The organism is Rhizobium sp. NFR12 (genome assembly GCF_900108545.1).
Lineage (GTDB): Bacteria > Pseudomonadota > Alphaproteobacteria > Rhizobiales > Rhizobiaceae > Neorhizobium > Neorhizobium soli.
In genome coordinates this window covers 1-15,432 of record NZ_FNWM01000009.1, presented here as the reverse complement: position 1 = coordinate 15,432, position 15,432 = coordinate 1, and the positions used below count along the sequence as shown (strand labels likewise).

Genomic DNA, 15,432 nt, shown 5'->3' with positions numbered 1-15,432 from the left:
AGAAAGCTCCATTCTGAACCTGCAAGCCCGGAGGACACGCGGTGGTGAGGAAAGAGATTTCAGTGTAGATTAACTCGACCGCATTGGTAGAGATACCGATGCGCCGAACATCGGAGCTGCGCATTTTCGTTCTTCAAGATGGAATCTGTTGAGGCGATCATTCTAATTTCACGAGTAACTGGAACGCTGGAGTAGGATGTTTGCCCTCAATATTTTTTTCATAAGGGGCTGGCCTCCGTGTTGAGAGCCCATACGGTTTTTGGCGCTGTTGCCGCTCTTCTGCCTGGCTCAGGCTCCGTATTTGCCGGACTATGAGATGAATCAGCTTCGCTATCCTTGTCGCGCCAGAAAGAGCCTTCGAGATCGGTTGGATTATGCTCGGCGCGTCGCGCGTCCTTCGGCGACGTGAAGCTCCGCGGATATTGCCTTTGCGATCCGTTTGGCCTGGACACGAATGTCCGGCACCGCCGTGATTTCCCAGAACTGGCCTGCAGTCAGGGCCCCGACAGCAAACAGTCCTGCGTTCTGCAACTGCGTATCACCGAGGACACGCGACGTCTTGTCAACGACAATCCCGAGGCCCAGTTCGTCGATGCGGATCAGCCCGAGGTCGCACATCGTTCTAAGAAGTGGCGAATGTCGGATTCCGGCCTTTTCCATTCCCGTACAGTTCACCACCAGATCTGCGATGAAGGTCGTGGCGTTCTGGCTGCCTCTTGGCCGGTACTCGACTCGAACGCCGTCCCCGTCGTCATGGATGCCGGAGAGAAAGCCCGCCTCAACTTCTACTGTGCCGTCCGCCACCAGGGCTTGGAACTTCCGGTGCACATCCGGAGCGATACGGTGACGGTGAATATTCCACCAGGCCATCGCATGACGCATGAACCGCGATCGCTGCGCCATGGTTAGCCCCTGCCAGAGTGCCTGGGTCTTCGGACGCAATCCGTCGATGACGGACCGCCAATCCGCGACATCGTCAGCGGACCGGCGAAGTGCATGCAGCACCTGGCTAAGCTCGGCTCCGTCCGGAAGATCGACCGCTACGGGCTCGCTTCGGCGATCAAGATGCGGTATCGGCACGAGGCCGCGACGCGAAAGCGCGCGGATCTGCCCGCGATGCCCTCTGGCGCGAAGCGACAGCACTTGGTCGATCATCGTCAGGCCTGAGCCCAGCACGCAGATCGCGTTGTTTCGCCCGACGTGCGAAAGCCAGCCCATGGTCCATGGATTTTCGATAATTCGCCCGCGGGCAGCCGCCGAAACCCGGTCTGACGCGACCGGCAATCCTGCGCTTCCCACGCCGAGCGCAAGGACAACAGTTCGGGCCCGCAGGCTTCCACCCGTGTCGAGAACGAATGAGATCCCGTCTCCCTGCCCATCGTTGCAGCTCACGGCTTTCGCCCGAACAAAATCAAGACGTGCGCGATGCTCCCGCGCTCGAAGCCGGGAGGCGAGCCTGTCACGCAGGTAGAGACCAAAGTCACCTCGAGACGCAAAAGCGTCGGGACTGACGGCTTTACCCCGCGACGTGAGCCAGTCGGTGAAGTCGTCAGGCTGGTCGGGGAAGATACTCATGCGCGCAGCGGGCACGTTGAGGCGGTGGAGATAGAATTCTGTCCGGTACACCGTTCCCCGTCCGAACCCCGGATCGTCTCCGATCACGGCAATAGTCGCCTCTGGTGGCAGGATATCGAGAAGATTGATTGTCAGTGCGATCGCCGAGAAACCGGCTCCAACAATGGCGACATCGTAGGTCAAGGACGTTCTCCTTAGCCGCTGGGGGGCGCTCTGTCTGAGGTGCCCGAGACAAAAACAAGTAAGGTCATTCCCTCAATCGCTACGAACTAGTAGAGATTGAGGGAATGTAAAGTGCGGGTATCACGGAGGCGAAGGTGAGGCTACTAGCGCGCAACCTTCCCGATGTTGCGCCTACGGCAGCCTTCTAATCGTGCTGTAGATGATATTGCGGTTGGTCCCGAACCAGACGCGGGCATCGATTGCCTCTGCATCGACACTGGCACCGACGATACGCCACACGTCTGACTCCGAACGCTGCAAGAGCTCCCAGTTCATATAAGATTCCATATAGCCGTCGTCAGACATCTCATCGGAGAAATTAGCGAACAAGAATACTCCGCCCGGCTTCAGCATCGCGACGCAAATCTGCGTAAGTTTAATCGCTACTTTATCACTAAGGTAATCGTAGAGACCCGCGGCATAAATCAAATCAAATGTTCCGAGTTGATGCTTTCCCGTGAGGAGCCCACGCACCGATCCATCGATTGGATCGACAGACGTCCCTTCGAATTGTCTTATGATTGAGCCGATGCTTTGGGGATCCTGATCAAGGGCGACCCAGCGCTTGATTTCGCCTTTTGTAAGGGCCGTCGATGCCTCCGCTTCCCGGAGGTGTCCGGCGGCAATCGCCAGGATTTCAGTATCTGAGGCGGTCCTTGCCGCGGTCTCATCAACATAGCGGGTTAGAATGTCTCGCCTTTCCCTAACCGCAACCGGCCCTGGTGCGTTAATTGTGTACTCAAAGATCTGAAGTCCGACAGGAGTCGCCTTGGCGACTTCTTCAGCTACCGCTTCATGTCGATAGATGAAGTCTATCAGTCCGGCATCTCCCGAATACCCACGCGGCTTCTCGAACGACCATCGGGTAAAGGGGCACTGCTGTAATACCCGCGCTGAAGGATGCGCCTGTATGATGGGGACCAGCATCTGCCAGACTTCGGGCCCTGCTTTTTGCCTGATATAATGCAGTTGACCGATCAACCATCTGGTCATCTCGGGTAGATCCTTCCCAGCATCCAACCGCTGCATGGCCAGGTTTATGACAATGGCAAACTGAGCTTTTGCTACAGCTAGATGTTCTGCCGGGTTGGTCGGTTTTTGAGAGATAAGACTGTCGCTGACGGATCGGGGCATGATCAAGCTTTTGCCGTCAGGGGAGAAAAGGGGCTGAGCCAAAAAAATAACCTCATGATTAATGAAATGTTAATACAAGGTTAAATTCTTCACCGATTTGTCATTCGTCAAGGATTATTAGTCTGTCCCGCATTGGGCCAATCAAGCGTCACCAACTTTAGAAATTATTAAATAAGCTGGGCGGTTCGTATCGAGTGCGCGCGCGATAAGCTCGTTATCGTTTGTCGCGGATGTCACATGGCGCTACTTAACGTACAGCGGCGATCTACGACGCGTAGCTACAACCGAATTGGTTCTTAGGCCATGCTGCACATGTTTGCCGAGGCAGGTTACGTCGCAGCAGGTACGACGCCCTCGCCGGAAGACTTGCGTGATTTGTACGTGCGTGAGAGCGAGCGGGGCAGGAGACGCGTCACGCGCAAAGGCCTATGGATAGCCGTCGTCGCGTATCTGGCGTATTCTCTTACCGACTACCTCTTTATTCCCGACGTCGCTTACTACACCGTCGCGGGCCGTCTTGTCGTTGGGGTCTGTGCCTTAGCGATCTTAGAGGTCTTGATCTACGTCGGAGCAAGATCCGGCCTGATCGACACTGTCGCGGCTACAGCCGTATCCGTAGCCTATCTTGTTTGGATTCTCACTGCACAGATGTCCAGTGCTGTGGAGGCGCTCTCCTACTACATGGTTTTCGGCGCCATCTTCATGATGAGCGTGAACCTGTTTTTCAGCTTTCGCTTTCCCGTTGCACTCACAGCCTCTGCAGCGAATATGCTCATCTTTCTGGGCACGCTCTACCTATATTCACCCATGTTGCCGCTTTATAAGCTGATCCTTGGAGCCTTCTGCATCTCGTGCTTCATATTTACTTCGTACGTGAACCTGAAACTCAACCGGGAGCGTTACAACGTGTTCCTCAACGCTCTTGAGGCCCGTGTCCAGCACAACGCGGCGGAGGAAAGGGGCAAAGCTCTCCTCCTTTTGTCCAACACTGACCCGCTCACTGGGCTGGAAAACCGCCGGGCTGTCGATGAGCGACTGCGTGATTACTGGCGACGTTGGCTCGACCATAGCTCGATGTTCTACGTGCTGCTGCTCGATGTCGATTACTTCAAACGATACAACGACCGCTATGGTCATCAAGAGGGTGACCGGTGCCTTGTCGCTGTGTCCCATCTTCTTCAAGAGGTTGTCAATTCCCACGGAGCTAGGATTGCACGTTACGGCGGCGAGGAATTCATCATCATCGCGCAGCAGCAAAGCGTTGAGGACGCCATCGCTTTTGCAGAGGCGATCAAGTCTGCCATACGTGGGCTGGCTTTACCTCATGAGAACCGACGAGATGGAACCTCGATCGTTACTGTCAGCATCGGATTGTCGTTCGCGAGGAACCAGACCAAGCACCTCGACCGAGTTGTCCACGAAGCTGATCTTGCCCTTTACGCTGCGAAGAAAGGCGGTCGGAACACGGTGGTGGTCTTCGATCCTGGTGACGCGAGGACACGGGATGACGAGGAAGACATAGCAGCGATCCTAAAGGTCGCGGTAAACCACCAGCTTGTATCCCTCGTCTATCAACCGATCCGAAATGTTCAGACGGGCAGAGTGGCGGCTGCAGAGGCTCTGATGCGCTTGCGTCGGCCGGATGGCACATCGATCGCGCCGGTTGATTTCATCCCCGTCGCGGAACGATCAGGGTCAATAATCGAGCTGGGGCGTTGGGCGATACGCACCGTCTGCAGCGACATTCTGGCAGGAAATAAGGTTGAGGTAGCCAGTGTCAATGTTTCGCCGATTGAGCTCAAAATGCCGGATTTCTCAAGTTTCGTCGCTTCAACTCTCTCTGATTTCGGTTTAGGAGGAGCGAGGCTCGCTCTCGAAATTACAGAAGGGATGGAGCTGGAAATAGACCAAGACGTAGTGCGCTGCATCAACGATTTGCGAAAGTTGGGCGTCCAGGTCTGGCTGGACGACTTCGGTACGGGTTTCGCGGGATTGTCGTGGCTGCGTCTCATAGAATTCGATACCGTCAAAATTGATCGGTCCTTCCTCCATGACTGCAACACGGAGAAAGGACGACGAATGATGTTGGACATCATTGGCCTGCTTCGTAATCGTGGAACCCGCATCCTTGTCGAAGGGGTGGAAACTATCGAGCATCAGCGTCTGATGCAGCAGTACGGCATTCATCAGCTACAAGGGTACTATCTTGGCCGACCGGCAGCTGCAGACCAACTTCAATCCATCAACGTGTTACCGTTCGATATGATGAAGAGCCGCGTAGGCTAGGTTCCAAGCATTGAGAGTAGTTTTGAGCCTGTTGGCACTGATACGACTAACGCAGCCTGTGTTCGACAACCTCGCCTTGCCTTGAGTTCAATTCCTCTCAATGCGATACAACTGAGCACGGATCTTTCATCTTGTCGCGAGACGGAGCGCTAGCACGTCGATGCAACGAGCCGTCCTTCTTACGCGACCCGCTACGACAAGCAGGGCGCAGGGCTCTCTTAGCCATCTCTGGGCTGGTTTGCACTTGCCGCACTCCCTACGTCATCGGTCCAGGGCATAGGACTGCCGAGCCGCCACGCAGGCGATGGACAGGCTGTCGCGCGGATTTGCTACGAGTTTTGGAAGGTCGCTCGCTTCGGTCTTGAGAAAACCCGCCACTGCAGCCGACGAGATCGACAAGAGCATGGCAGGTTGGAACGGCAAGAGTGACAAGCCAGAGAGCCGCTCGCGCTCCGCTTCCAGGCTCGTCGGCTCATAGGAAACTCCCAGCTGCTCGGCCAGATCGACAACTGAGAACGGCGTTGTCCCCGAAAGCTCGTATGTGACCCCAGCATGGGCTCCGGGCTCCGCCAGCACTGCGACGGCGGCGTCGGCAAGGTCCGCCCGTGCGACGGCGGAAATGCGACCTGTGCCGAAGGGGGTGGTGATCCGGCCTTCGCGAGGTGCGGCAAGTGCGCCGATCAGTTCGGCATAGAGACCGTTTCGCAGGATGGTCCATGCCATGCCGCTGTTCATGACAGCCCGTTCGGTCCATCGATGGGCGAGCGCGAAGCCGAGATGATCACTCGCCTGCGAAAGGCTCGTATAAACGACGTGCTTGACCCCCTGCCGACCGGCTGCCTCCAGCACCGCGCCATGTCGACGGATCACGACATCGTCCTCCGCATATCCGGCGGAGACGAGAAACAGGGTTTTAATCTCCGAAAAATCCAAGGTCTCTGGCCGATCAAAGTCCATTCTTCGGTCAGCTGTAGGTGACCGGCTGGCTGTCAGAGCCGGCAAGCCCGACTCATTCGCCTTATCGGCAACAAGCGAAGCGAGTTGGCCTGATGCTCCCGTTATCAAAATCATGCTATGCTCCTTTTGTGTCAGTGCTGCCCGTCACTTAGGAGGTTCTGACCGCACGCATAAGGAGGCACAATCTTGTCCGATACGCACATCGATGTTCGTCCCGCCGCAGTGCTGATCCCTTGTGGAGAGCCCGGAGACGAAGACTGCGGCCTGCGGCTCATCCTCGATCGATTGGGGGAGCAGTGGACGGTCATGGCGTTGGCGGAGCTTACTCCTGGTCCACGTCGTTACCGTCAATTGGAACGGGCCCTGTCGGGCATCTCCCAACGGATGATGACCTTGACACTGCGCCGCCTTGAAAGGGACGGACATGTTGTGCGCCATGTCGAAGCGAGCGTTCCACCAAGCGTAACCTATGAGCTCACGCAACTTGGCCGCTCCTTCGCTTCTCAGGTCGCGGCCCTTGTTGAATGGAGCCGAGACAGCAAACATCAGATCGAGCTTGCGCAGGAGAGTTTTGACGCACGACAAGGCGCATGAGCCGTGCGTCTATGATCATGGGAAGCAGGAGGTCAGCGTTATCGCTGACTAGGAACACCTGACCCACTGAGCAAGGCTGAACCGTTATCTCGCATTCGGCGGATTGATCCGTGCGAACCCTTCCTGCCGGTAATAGGGGAAATGCGGATAGGGTGCCGTCACCTCGCTGGCCTCGTTAAGTGTGGCGACGTGTTCGGCAGACAGGGTCCAGCCGACCGCACCGAGATTTTGGCGAAGCTGAGCCTCGTTGCGCGCGCCGATGATGACGGAGGAGACGGTTGGCCTCTGGACCAGCCAATTGAGTGCCACCTGCGGTACTGTCTTGCCGACCTCTGCGGCAACCGCTTCCAGCGCATCTACGACACGGAACAGAAGTTCATCGTCAACGGGTGGGCCAAAGCTTGCCGTATCGTGGAGACGGCTTGCTTCCGGAATAGGATAGCCGCGCCTGACCTTGCCGGTCAGCCGTCCCCAGCCAAGGGGGCTCCACACCAGAGCGCCAAGCCCCTGGTCTGCTCCAAGCGGCATGAGGTCCCATTCATAGTCGCGGCCAACCAGAGAATAGTAGACCTGATTGGCGACGTAGCGCGGCCAGCCGTAGCGATCGGCCGCGGCGAGCGCCTTCATGATCTGCCAGCCGGAAAAGTTGGAGACGCCGATATAGCGAACCTTTCCGGCGCGAACGAGCGTATCGAGCGTGGACAGGACCTCTTCGACCGGCGTTGCGGCGTCGAAGGCATGAAGTTGCAGAATGTCGATGTAATCGGTACCGAGCCGCGTCAGCGCATCCTCGATCGATCGGATCAGCCTGAAACGTGAAGACCCTGCATCGTTTGGACCATCGCCCATCGGCAGGCTAGCCTTGGTCGAGATCAGAACCTTGTCGCGACGTCCTTTGATGGCGGCACCGAGCACGTGTTCGGATGCGCCGTTCGAATAGACATCGGCAGTGTCGAACAGGTTGACACCAGCGTCCAGGCAGATGTCGATCAGCCGTCGTGCTTCTTCGACATCTGTGTTGCCCCATGCGCCGAACAGCGGCCCTGAACCACCGAATGTGCCGGCGCCGAAGCTGAGCACCGAGACCTTGAGACCGGATCGGCCGAGATAGCGATAATCCATTGTTTGTCCTTTGCAACGATCGAGGGTTCAGCGGTCGCTCAAGTGGCAGGTCGAAGGCGTTAGCCACGATCTGTCCCGCAACCCCTGGTGACCAGACCACAAAGTAGACGCTTGCCAATTTCCGATATAGTCTGCCCAGAAGAACATCATCTGTGAATTGAAAGACCAATGGCGCGCTCTGATATCAACCGATCCGGTGAAATGGAGGTCTTCGTCTGCGTGGTAGAACGCGGCGGATTTTCGGCCGCAGCGCGCGCTTGCCACATGACGCCGTCCGCAGTCAGCAAGCTTGTCGCCCGGCTAGAGGCACGGCTTGGGGCCCGATTGGTCAACCGATCAACCCGGGCTTTCCAGCTCACAGCCGAGGGGTGCTCGTTCTACGAAAGGGCGACCCGTATTCTTGCCGACATCGGCGATGCCGAGCGTAGCGCTGGTGCAGGCGAGCAGCCGGTGGGACGCATCCGTCTCAACACCAGCGCATCCTACGCCACGCACATTCTCGCTCCGATCCTGCCGGAGTTCCTGGAGCGCTATCCCGGCGTCACCCTTGATCTCGTGCAGACCGACGTGGTTGTAGACCTGCTGGCGGAGCGGACGGATGTGGCAGTTCGCGCAGGAGCACTGAAGAGTTCAAGCCTGGTGGCGCGCAAGCTTGGGGATACAGCCATGATTGTCGCAGGCAGCCCTGCATACATAGCGCGCTTCGGTGAGCCGCAGACCGTTGAAGACCTCGATCGCCACAACTGCCTTGGCTTCTCCTATATCCGTAACGTCGATGGATGGCCGATGAAGACGGGAGCCGGAACCGTCGTCATTCCGGCCGTTGGGCGGGTTCAGGTGGGCGACGGCGAAGCGCTGCGCCGTCTGGCGCTTTGCGGTGTCGGGCTCGTGCGCCTTGCCCAGTTCACGGTCCAAGACGACATCGATGCCGGGCGTCTCGTACCCGTTCTGGAGCAGTTCAACCCCGGCGATCGCGAGGCCTTCCATGCGATCCACACCGGCCAGGGGGGACTGCTCCCTTCGAGGGTGCGCGCGCTCCTGGATTTTCTTGCCGAGCGTGGGAAAGTGCGGGGTTGACGGTAAAGACTTGTTCGTCATCGCTCTGCTAAGTTGCGACGGCCCCGTCAATTCCGACGGCGATTGCCGACCGACAGCGACAAGCGGCTGACACTGCTGTCCTTCCTCACCCAATCGTTGCTGCTGGCCGGGCGGAGAACCAATTCTCGTCGAGGACATGTGCAGATCGGACCGATCGTTCACGAATATGTCGACCGTCCCGGCGACAGCGTCATCAAGACAGCGGTGAAATGCGCCTAAATTCTCATGCGTATGGGCGCACGAGAGCACAGATCGGCCGCTTCGTTGATCGCACCTCGCTGACTTATGGGCAGGACTCGATGAGTTGATGCCCAAAGCCAAATTCGTGGCCGACAACGCCATTCTCGCCACGTGAGATCGAAATGTTCCTCGCCGCGGCTCAGCTCGTCAGAATTGCCACGCAGCGGTTCACCACGTGGCAAGACCCGGCGTGACCGACCACGAGATCTATGAACCTTTCATGCGATCACAGCTCTCCTTCGGCGGCGAGACGGGTGACGGATATCAGATCAGCATAAGCTTACCAGGGCACCACCACCCCGTCGAAGTAGAAGCCGCCTGTCGGACCTTTTTCACCCAGCGTCGCAAGCCACACGATGCCGCTTGCAGCCTGCTGGACCGTGCGATAGCCGGAATGACCGTTGAAGTCGGTTGCTGTGTAGCCTGGATCAGCCGCGTTAACCTTGATGCCCGAGGCTGCAAGTTCCTTGGCAAGAGCCACCGTTATGGCGTTGAGTGCCGTTTTGGAGCTGTTGTAGCCGAGAAAGTTGACACCGTAGAACTGGTTGCCCGGGTCCGAGAGCCAACCAAGGGAACCGAGGCCGCTGCTGACCATGACGATGTTTGCGTTCCCAACCTTCTTGAGAGCGGGAAGAAAGGCCTGGGTCACCAGAACAGGTGCGAAGACGTTGGTATCGTAGATGGTGCGGATGTCATTGATCGACTGCTGAGAGGGCGGCACCATCTCACCTGGAATACCCGCATTGTTGATGAGAACATCGAGCTTGCCATCCTCTGTCTGGACGCGATTGGCCGCCTGCCTCACCGACGCCTCGTCCGTTACGTCGATGTAAATCGGCCTCGCCTCAACGCCTTCAGCAGATAGCAACTGCACAGCCTCTTCGCCGCGCGCAGCATCGCGGGTTCCAATCCACACGCTGTAGCCATTGCGACCCATTCGACGCGCCGTTTCAAATCCGATGCTTTTGTTCGCACCTGTGATCAACACTGTTTTCTTGTGCATCATGTTTTCCTTTGAGATTGGCCATTGCGGTGGACTGCTCATGGAGATAGATGTAGATTTAGCGCCCGATAATCCCCCTAATCCTATATACCGTGATCGTCATGGCGAACAATGAAGACATTTCTGGCTTCAACGACCTAGCGGTGTTTCTCGACATTTGCGAGACCGGCGGCTTTCGGAAGACTGCGCAGCGACTTGGGCTGTCCCCGTCGTCGGTCAGCGAACGTGTGAAGCGTTTGGAGCAGCAGATCGGCGTTCCTTTGCTGACAAGGACGACACGCAGCGTCTCGCCGACGGATGCGGGCCGCTCATTGGCGGAACGCCTCTTGCCTCTTTATGCGGAAGCGCGCGCGGCCCTTCAGGATGCCGCAAGCTCCCAAGCCGAAACCCGTGGCTTGCTGAAGCTGAATGTAACCGGCGCAGTCATGGTCGATATCCTTCCGCCACTTGTCGAAGGCTTCCTTGAGAAGCATCCTGGCGTGCGCATCGAGTTCGTGGTCGAGGATAGGCTTGTGGATGCTGTGGCAGCCGGATGTGATGCCGGCATTCGCTATGGCGAGCATCTCGCTCAAGACGTTATTGCCGTACCGTTGGGTCCAGCAAGACAGCGAGCCGCGCTCGCGGCCAGTCCGTCATACCTCGCAAGTGGAAAAAGGCTTCGGCATCCGAGCGATGTGCTCGATCACGAATGCATCCGCCTGAGGTTCTCCAGCGGGGCTTACGTGATGTGGGAGTTTGAAAGGGAAGGCGAGGCACTTGCGGTCGACCCTCAGGGACGGCTGGTCGTCGGTGTGGATGCTGCCGCCGCGGCGATCGACTTTGCCCGGCACGGATGTGGCCTGATCTACACGTTCGAGAATTGGCTTCAACCGCACTTTGATTCCGGAGATCTCGAACCCGTGCTACCGGAATGGTGGACAAGTTTTGACGGTCCACGACTGTATTTCTCCCGCAGGTTTATGCCTGCGCCATTGAGAGCGTTCATCGATTTTGTTGCCTCGGAAAGAAGTAAGTAACTTGCGCCATTGTGGTTCGCTTAGGCCGGAAGGCGCTCTTATGCTTCGCGCCTTCATAGTGGTTGCCAATGCATACCTTCGTAAGCTGACATGGCTCCTGTGGGGGCTCATGTCTCTTGCTCGTTCGAACCAGCATGCTGCGATGACCGGCCGCGTGCGCACAGCAATAGAAGATGCGGCGGTCCAGTTCGCGGCGACCCTTTCCCTGGAACAGGGCACGCAACTTGCCATTTCCGAACGCAACCTTCATGGAGGCCTGCGAAACAGATAGCGCAGATAATGCAGCTAGTGCTCGACGATATCGTCGGATTTCTGTCCGGACGGTGACTGGAGTGGGTTGAGCACCAAGGCCATCGTGAGCGGAACCTTGCTTCAATCTAGCGGTTTGCGGCAGGCTAGGTTGGAGAATTAGGTTGCAAGACGGACCCGCGAAACCGGGTCTCTCCTATGCTCCACAACCGGGATGAAGAGGTCAGGCCGAACCGAGGCTGACCTCCCGTTGCTTTCTCTCCTTTCCGATTACACTACCGCGACTGGTCTGTCATGATAGGGAGTAGGAAGAGTTTCCGGGGTATCAAGTTGCAAAGACCGTGGTGACCTTTGGGGGCGTAGCTCGGTAGCTCGGTAGCTCGTTTACAAAACGCTCAAGCATCTAACTGACGATAGGCTGCAAACCGTTCGCCTTGGGACCACTTGCTGTGCTGCATTAAATAGCTCCTAGTTTTGTTGACGCCCTCGCGCAGCAATGCGCAAATAACAGCCGATGAGGGTATCCCGCGGGTAACTTGGGTGACGCGCGCGTCTAAGAGCGGCAGGGTTGAGGATGAGGCAGTCGCGGCGGACCGCCTGTGGAGATGCGTTTGGTGCGGGCGCTCTTATTAGATTTGCGCCCGGGCGGAAGGGTGGCTGTGAGACTAAACAAATATACGGCTTCTCCATTAGCGGGCTTATGAAAGCGCGTAACATATATTATGGAACATGGCGTGCCTCGATCCCGGATGGGCTTTAAGAAGCAGCTCCCACTTTCCCAGCTTAGGAACAGTAACAGCAGAACGAACCCTCAATTTTGCGAAAAGTAAGGCCTACAAATCAAGGCTTGGCACTGGTGGATTCCCTTGGGCACTATCGGTGTACCGTAAGTGTCATTATCGGTAGTGCCACGCGTCCGGCGATGTAAACGTACATTAGACGTACTCCCGTTGCCCGGAACAATCGCACTTCGGCGATGTTCGGCGATCGAGGGAGAAAACGGACATGGCACATCAGCAGGACGGATCGAACGGCACCCCCACAGAGTACGAGACGAAGCATAGCAACTCCCGCCGAACCGGTCGGGGACGTTCCAGGTGGGCCATGGTGGCTCTCGCAGTATTCTTGGTATCGGTCGTGGGTTGGGCTCTTTTGAATTCAGTGGAAGGCAGCGGCTCGGCTCCCTCTTCTCCAGTCGGTATGGAGAATGCCAATCCCGGACCGTCAGCCAAGCCCTGACTACACGCGACGCTTTTCGGGTCAGCGTCGCAGCTGCGCGGCCTCGCGGTTAATGATGTCCAATCACTGCAATAATGCTGACGGGCCAGTGGGAGCGCCGCTTTAACGTCGGCGTAGCGCTTTGCCAACTGAATTACTCTTGCCGCACCGGATCGGCTGGAAAGATAATCGATCCGTCAACGGTCTCGTCGGCAAGAGCTGCTTCCAGAGGTTGCCTCAGTGCAGCGCCTAGTTCTTCCACTGCATAGTTTCGTGTAGCAACGGCTGGCCAGATCGCGATATCGATGATGTCCGGATCGACCGGGACGCTGTCATCCCTCCCGCCTTGGGATTCCATCCAGTTGATCTGGATCACGCAGTCTGTGCTACCCACGAGGAAGATCGGGCCGTACGGCAAAGGATCGGGCAGCGACGGGCTGAATATCCCGAACGACATCGAAGGGAACGAGGCTTGCGTCTGCTCTATTCGCGTCCACAGATTGCCGCTCAAGGGCTCGGTGACCGGATGCTCCGGTTCGCTGTCGTAGATAGCGATCCTGATATGTTGCTGAAGGCTGGACTGGGTGTAGATTACAAGCCCCCTGGGCGTCACGCACAGGCTACGTGCCTCCATCTCCATCGTGTTCTCCACGGGAGCTACGTCCTCCCTGTCCACAAGGTAGAACTGACCGTAGTCGGACTGCCAGGCGAATGTCGCCCAGCCTTTTGGCGATGGTGCCATTCTCGTCATCCTTATTGCGCCTCCGCCCAGTGAGGATAGGTCACGTATGCCGTCAGCGCGCCCTCGCCCTCCGTCGTGATCGTTACGGCCTCGCCCTTGGGCATGTAGACGATGTCGCCAGGTCCTGCAGTCACGGTTCCGTCCCCAGTGGAAACCGAGAGCCTGCCTTCTATGACTACCATCGTGTCGTGGACGGCCATGGTCTCTGTAAGCGACTGGTCAGGAGCGTAGCGGCCGTATCCGATGGTAACGGGGCCACCATCCTTCTCGTCGATTAGGTTTCCGACAAAGATATCGGCATCCTGTCCCGGAGACTTGACCAGTTCAGCGTCCGACAGGCTGAATTTTTGAACCTTCATTGCTACCTCCCTATTCACGACTGGAGGTAGTGCGGTTGTCGAGATCGCCAAGGACGACAGGAAAGGAGACATGGATGACCAGGAGCTGCGCCGTACCGACACCCGAACAGCGCCAGTACATGGAAATCAGAGAAGCAGCCGAGCGCGCGATGCTCGACAAGGTCTACAAAGCGATTGAGGACGCGGCCGCCCAAGTGGCGGACAAATTCCGGGAGGCCGGACTGGAATTCGAGCCAACCAGCAAGGACTATTTCACGTCTGCCACCCAGCAGGTCCTTTTCGTGCGCCTCAGCGGCGGCGATCCCGACACTCTGAAAGGCGGCGATCCGGAAATTGGAGAACGCGTCGTTCGGAACTGCAGCCACATTATCGACCACTATTGGAAGGGCGAGGCCCACCCTCTCGATGACCGGTCAACGGGCTAAACAAGTCGGTCTTTGATCATTCGAGACGTTTCCGCAGAAATTCGGCACCTTGCATCGCCTCGTCGGCGGAATCGAGTGTCCGACCTCCTGTAGGCCAGTGGATTGCACGTTAAACGAACTGAAAGTGCCATGTGTCAGGGGGCGGCGTTGCCCGACGTACGGTGGCTAGGGCCACGCACTGCGAGTGCGTGACGGATGTGAGCGACGCAATTGGCAGTTGGTACTATGAGCGTTCTATCTCGTTCCCATTGTCTCCGCGTTCTTCCTTTCCTGGATGCAAAGAAGGGCGGCATGCTGACTCGCGTCTAGCAGAACCGATCCATCACCAGTGTGAACGATGACGCTGAAACCGTAGTGCGTTAGGTCGTCACGAAGAATCGTCCGCAGGACAACCGGGAGCCAGCTGTTGAGATAAGTGACGGGCTTCGTAAGTGCGGTGAAGTCGGTCTCGCTATGGTCGTTCTCGTCGTAGAACTGCTCGGCATCCCAATGCGACATAGGCCGTCCTCGCTTCTTTCATCGACAGTGCGCGCAGTTCTATCGGAGCGCAAGGCCGCGACCGATCAGCGACGGACGGCGCGTCAGAACTCGGGCTGGAAGGCATAGTCGCCAAGAGGCCGGACGTACCGTCCGGGACGGGCGGTGACTGGCGGATGATAAAACGTGTCGCCAGCGACACGTTCGTCGCTGGCGGCTACGAGCCGTCCTCGGCCGGTACGGGAAACCTCGGCAGTCTGCTTCTGGCTGCGCGAAAGGGCGACGATCTCGTCTACGTTGGAAGCGTCGGAACCGTGTTGAGCGCACGGACGGCAAGGGTACTGGAAGGCACGTTTCGATGTCATCAGAGACAGGAAGGCCGTGGTCATGATCAGGTCGCGCTCGGCCGTCTACGTCGAGGCGACGCTGGCGGCAGAGATCGAATACAGGGCCTGGGCGGCTAGCTTAGGCACGGCTAGTTCAAGGGTATTCGAGACCCGTCGGACGACGTGTCGATATACGAGCTACCGGGCTGATCTACAGCAGGGTGTGCGCCGCAAAGCGCTACCCCGATGTTACGCTCTGAGCGGGTGATGGCCGTTGTCTAAATTCTGACCATGGCTGGCCATCAGAACAGTCGCAGCATCTCTATCGACAGCTTTGGAGAACAGATATCCCTGCCCGAGCTTGCACCCGAACGACACGAGTTGCTCGA

Annotated in this window: 13 protein-coding genes and 1 pseudogene; 6 read left to right on the top strand and 8 right to left on the bottom strand. The window is 57.6% G+C overall.

Annotated features, from left to right (window positions below; genetic code table 11):
• Window positions 1–372 precede the first annotated feature (372 nt).
• Both BLW69_RS22115 and BLW69_RS22110 read right to left on the bottom strand, forming a co-directional pair.
• The gene (locus tag BLW69_RS22115) at window positions 373–1,758 is read right to left on the bottom strand and encodes an FAD/NAD(P)-binding protein (RefSeq protein WP_092665435.1); all 1,386 of its coding nucleotides are present in this window, start codon (window positions 1,756–1,758) and stop codon (window positions 373–375) included.
• Window positions 1,759–1,929: 171 nt separating this feature from the next.
• Window positions 1,930–2,973: a class I SAM-dependent methyltransferase gene (locus tag BLW69_RS22110; RefSeq protein WP_092665433.1), complete on the bottom strand. Its 1,044-nt coding sequence runs from the start codon at window positions 2,971–2,973 to the stop codon at window positions 1,930–1,932.
• Between the two features lie 261 nt (window positions 2,974–3,234).
• Here BLW69_RS22110 and BLW69_RS22105 point away from each other — a divergent pair, with 261 nt between their 5' ends.
• Window positions 3,235–5,217, top strand: a complete 1,983-nt coding sequence (locus tag BLW69_RS22105) for a putative bifunctional diguanylate cyclase/phosphodiesterase (RefSeq protein ID WP_092665431.1) — start codon at window positions 3,235–3,237, stop codon at window positions 5,215–5,217.
• Window positions 5,218–5,478: 261 nt separating this feature from the next.
• Here BLW69_RS22105 and BLW69_RS22100 read toward each other — a convergent pair whose 3' ends face one another.
• Window positions 5,479–6,087 carry an NAD(P)H-binding protein gene (locus BLW69_RS22100; RefSeq protein ID WP_244508937.1) on the bottom strand — a complete coding sequence of 203 codons (609 nt, stop codon included), beginning with the start codon at window positions 6,085–6,087 and terminating at the stop codon, window positions 5,479–5,481.
• A gap of 273 nt (window positions 6,088–6,360) precedes the next feature.
• On the opposite strand from BLW69_RS22100, the gene BLW69_RS22095 reads away from it, so the two are divergent.
• Window positions 6,361–6,768 carry a winged helix-turn-helix transcriptional regulator gene (locus BLW69_RS22095; protein WP_092665427.1) on the top strand — a complete coding sequence of 136 codons (408 nt, stop codon included), beginning with the start codon at window positions 6,361–6,363 and terminating at the stop codon, window positions 6,766–6,768.
• 84 nt (window positions 6,769–6,852) lie between these two features.
• Here BLW69_RS22095 and BLW69_RS22090 read toward each other — a convergent pair whose 3' ends face one another.
• Window positions 6,853–7,890, bottom strand: a complete 1,038-nt coding sequence (locus BLW69_RS22090; protein ID WP_092665425.1) for an aldo/keto reductase — start codon at window positions 7,888–7,890, stop codon at window positions 6,853–6,855.
• A 168-nt stretch (window positions 7,891–8,058) separates the two neighbouring features.
• Here BLW69_RS22090 and BLW69_RS22085 point away from each other — a divergent pair, with 168 nt between their 5' ends.
• Both BLW69_RS22085 and BLW69_RS23055 read left to right on the top strand, forming a co-directional pair.
• On the top strand, window positions 8,059–8,967 hold the full coding sequence (locus BLW69_RS22085) for a LysR family transcriptional regulator (protein WP_092665423.1): 909 nt from the start codon (window positions 8,059–8,061) through the stop codon (window positions 8,965–8,967).
• A 63-nt stretch (window positions 8,968–9,030) separates the two neighbouring features.
• Window positions 9,031–9,508, top strand: a pseudogene (locus BLW69_RS23055) (aminopeptidase P family protein); the annotation flags it as partial.
• Here BLW69_RS23055 and BLW69_RS22075 read toward each other — a convergent pair.
• Window positions 9,509–10,234, bottom strand: coding sequence for an SDR family oxidoreductase (locus tag BLW69_RS22075; protein ID WP_210184940.1), 726 nt, complete (start codon window positions 10,232–10,234; stop codon window positions 9,509–9,511).
• 98 nt (window positions 10,235–10,332) lie between these two features.
• Between BLW69_RS22075 and BLW69_RS22070 the strand changes: the two genes are divergently transcribed.
• Window positions 10,333–11,247 (top strand): LysR family transcriptional regulator, encoded by a 915-nt coding sequence (locus BLW69_RS22070; RefSeq protein ID WP_092665419.1) that lies wholly within the window; start codon window positions 10,333–10,335, stop codon window positions 11,245–11,247.
• A gap of 1,621 nt (window positions 11,248–12,868) precedes the next feature.
• Here BLW69_RS22070 and BLW69_RS22060 read toward each other — a convergent pair.
• Both BLW69_RS22060 and BLW69_RS22055 read right to left on the bottom strand, forming a co-directional pair.
• Entirely contained in the window at window positions 12,869–13,456 is a 588-nt protein-coding gene (locus BLW69_RS22060; protein ID WP_139283924.1) for a hypothetical protein, read from the bottom strand.
• 11 nt (window positions 13,457–13,467) lie between these two features.
• Window positions 13,468–13,815 (bottom strand): AraC family ligand binding domain-containing protein, encoded by a 348-nt coding sequence (locus tag BLW69_RS22055; protein ID WP_092665413.1) that lies wholly within the window; start codon window positions 13,813–13,815, stop codon window positions 13,468–13,470.
• Window positions 13,816–13,889: 74 nt separating this feature from the next.
• On the opposite strand from BLW69_RS22055, the gene BLW69_RS22050 reads away from it, so the two are divergent.
• Window positions 13,890–14,240: a hypothetical protein gene (locus tag BLW69_RS22050; RefSeq protein WP_092665411.1), complete on the top strand. Its 351-nt coding sequence runs from the start codon at window positions 13,890–13,892 to the stop codon at window positions 14,238–14,240.
• Window positions 14,241–14,821: 581 nt separating this feature from the next.
• Here BLW69_RS22050 and BLW69_RS22640 read toward each other — a convergent pair.
• Window positions 14,822–15,106, bottom strand: coding sequence for a hypothetical protein (locus tag BLW69_RS22640; protein ID WP_139283923.1), 285 nt, complete (start codon window positions 15,104–15,106; stop codon window positions 14,822–14,824).
• Between the last annotated feature and the right edge of the window lie 326 nt (window positions 15,107–15,432).

Coding starts and splice junctions, on each gene's coding strand:
- BLW69_RS22105 (WP_092665431.1), top strand. CDS start 3,235: ATGCTGCACATGTTTGCCGAGGCAGGTTACGTCGCAGCAGGTACGACG.
- BLW69_RS22090 (WP_092665425.1), bottom strand. CDS start 7,890: ATGGATTATCGCTATCTCGGCCGATCCGGTCTCAAGGTCTCGGTGCTC.
- BLW69_RS22085 (WP_092665423.1), top strand. CDS start 8,059: ATGGCGCGCTCTGATATCAACCGATCCGGTGAAATGGAGGTCTTCGTC.
- BLW69_RS22075 (WP_210184940.1), bottom strand. CDS start 10,234: ATGATGCACAAGAAAACAGTGTTGATCACAGGTGCGAACAAAAGCATC.
- BLW69_RS22070 (WP_092665419.1), top strand. CDS start 10,333: ATGGCGAACAATGAAGACATTTCTGGCTTCAACGACCTAGCGGTGTTT.
- BLW69_RS22060 (WP_139283924.1), bottom strand. CDS start 13,456: ATGGCACCATCGCCAAAAGGCTGGGCGACATTCGCCTGGCAGTCCGAC.
- BLW69_RS22055 (WP_092665413.1), bottom strand. CDS start 13,815: ATGAAGGTTCAAAAATTCAGCCTGTCGGACGCTGAACTGGTCAAGTCT.
- BLW69_RS22050 (WP_092665411.1), top strand. CDS start 13,890: ATGACCAGGAGCTGCGCCGTACCGACACCCGAACAGCGCCAGTACATG.
- BLW69_RS22640 (WP_139283923.1), bottom strand. CDS start 15,106: ATGACCACGGCCTTCCTGTCTCTGATGACATCGAAACGTGCCTTCCAG.